The sequence below is a fragment of the Morganella sp. HMSC11D09 genome (assembly GCF_001807955.1).
GTDB classification, from domain to species: domain Bacteria; phylum Pseudomonadota; class Gammaproteobacteria; order Enterobacterales; family Enterobacteriaceae; genus Morganella; species Morganella morganii.
The window spans coordinates 740-2,298 of sequence record NZ_KV791642.1 but is presented as its reverse complement, the minus strand read 5'-3'; the positions used below and the strand labels follow the sequence as shown (position 1 = coordinate 2,298).

Below are 1,559 nucleotides of genomic sequence, written 5' to 3'. Positions count from 1 at the left end.
TATTCGGACATCACGTAGCACAGGGAAGTGCATAGGAGGAAGTATGGCATGGCAAAAGCGCATGTGGTGCTCACCACTGAGCGGAAATATTTATTTCGGTAATGTAAACACTGACACCAGAAAGGCGACAAAAGGAAAAGTTGCCGTGACTGATGATGCCGTTCGCTCAGTGGCCGAGCATCTGTATTTAACTGGGAATGAAGAAAAATACACAACAAATGATGGGGTGAAAATTACCATCAGTGTGAAAGTGGAGAAATAACATGGAATTTAAAGGTACACCGGGGCCGTGGACTATCACTGATAGTGGCGGCTCAATAATGGATAGTGATCAATTTATTATCGCTAATTTCCGTCGGTTGGCCATCTTGTGCAGGTGGCATGAAAAAGGATTTGAGCACTTTAGTGACGAAGGCGCCAGTAAGGATATTGGGACAATTGCCGCGAAGGCGAACGCTAATTTAATAGCGTCAGCGCCGGAGTTATTATCAGCACTGCAAGGCATCCAGGAATCAATGGCTAAATATATCAACATCGCAAATAACATCGGCATGGATGTTACCGCAGACGGGTTTTATCTTGGTCACGCGATGGAAGTTGAAGAACAAGCCAGGGCTGCAATCAACAAAGCACTGGGCCGGGAATAGCCGCCCTGCTCTCTTTCACACAGAAGTAACCCACCCTATCCCACCCCGGGATATCAGCAGGTAAACAACATGAACATGCTTAAACAGCAGGAGCATCGCTACAAGCTTTGTAGTGAGAGTTTCGCACGTAAAAAATCAGGCTTAAAGCCGGTGTTAATTACATTTCTGGCGCTGACGGTTGTTCTGTTGTTCGCCAGATGAGGGGGATTTATGCAGCAACACATTGCAATCACATACGTCAACTCCTGTCACTCACGGGTGACATTGCAGCGTGAACAGGAACTTCACTTTGACGAAACCAGCAAGCTCAGAATCAGCACAGGAAGTGCAGAGGCTGTAATCGCTCTGGTTGAAAGCTACAGGGATGTAATCACGGAAGATACGGTAAAGCGCATGGATGCGGCCGACATCGTGGACATGCTACGGAAAGCAGGGTTCGACATGGACGTTATCGCACAGCTTGCAGGGAGGAGCGCAGCATGAACGCATACGCAGCGCAGGATGCTCAGGAAGAGCGGCGGCTGGAGCATGCAGCATGGCAGGATGCCGTGTCATGCGAATTTGATGAGTTCACACAGGACGTGATATTCGAAATCAGCACGGACACGCTGGAGCACCTCGGCACTGAAAGGGAAAACGAAATCAGGGAGGCAATCGACAAAGTTCTAAGAAAACGGAGTAAGCAGCATGGAAACAGGAATTTATTGTGGGCTTAGTAACGAGGACTATCACAAGGATGAAGCGATAGGTTCCACGTCAATAAAGGCGATCAGCATCAGCCCTGCAAATCTGTATTTCAACCCATTTAAAGGAAGTAAATCGGCACAGATTGGCACGGCAATTCACGCAGCACTGCTGGAGCCGCAGGTATTTGAAAGGGATTTCATTTTGCTGCCAGACGTCAAGGATCGG

Annotated in this window: 5 protein-coding genes and 1 pseudogene; all 6 read left to right on the top strand. The window is 48.2% G+C overall.

What is annotated here, in order from left to right; genetic code table 11:
* On the top strand, window positions 1–262 hold a 262-nt coding region (locus tag HMPREF3119_RS00400; RefSeq protein WP_210388485.1), incomplete at its 5' end, for a DUF7446 family protein.
* Window position 263: 1 nt separating this feature from the next.
* Window positions 264–647, top strand: coding sequence for a hypothetical protein (locus HMPREF3119_RS00395; RefSeq protein WP_046024057.1), 384 nt, complete (start codon window positions 264–266; stop codon window positions 645–647).
* A 69-nt stretch (window positions 648–716) separates the two neighbouring features.
* Window positions 717–848 carry a hypothetical protein gene (locus HMPREF3119_RS19925; protein ID WP_256389734.1) on the top strand — a complete coding sequence of 44 codons (132 nt, stop codon included), beginning with the start codon at window positions 717–719 and terminating at the stop codon, window positions 846–848.
* Between the two features lie 9 nt (window positions 849–857).
* Complete coding sequence (locus HMPREF3119_RS00390; protein WP_070577943.1) at window positions 858–1,130, top strand: hypothetical protein; 273 nt, start codon at window positions 858–860, stop codon at window positions 1,128–1,130.
* Entirely contained in the window at window positions 1,127–1,363 is a 237-nt protein-coding gene (locus HMPREF3119_RS00385) for a hypothetical protein (RefSeq protein ID WP_070577940.1), read from the top strand. Before HMPREF3119_RS00390 ends, HMPREF3119_RS00385 begins: the two co-directional genes overlap by 4 nt.
* Window positions 1,335–1,559 (top strand): annotated as a pseudogene (locus HMPREF3119_RS19565) (exonuclease VIII); the annotation flags it as partial. The gene HMPREF3119_RS00385 and the pseudogene HMPREF3119_RS19565, both read left to right, overlap by 29 nt.

Bases quoted from the DNA above. Each gene is read 5' to 3' on its own strand.
- HMPREF3119_RS19925 (WP_256389734.1), top strand. From the start codon at position 717: ATGAACATGCTTAAACAGCAGGAGCATCGCTACAAGCTTTGTAGTGAG.
- HMPREF3119_RS00390 (WP_070577943.1), top strand. From the start codon at position 858: ATGCAGCAACACATTGCAATCACATACGTCAACTCCTGTCACTCACGG.
- HMPREF3119_RS00395 (WP_046024057.1), top strand. From the start codon at position 264: ATGGAATTTAAAGGTACACCGGGGCCGTGGACTATCACTGATAGTGGC.
- HMPREF3119_RS00385 (WP_070577940.1), top strand. From the start codon at position 1,127: ATGAACGCATACGCAGCGCAGGATGCTCAGGAAGAGCGGCGGCTGGAG.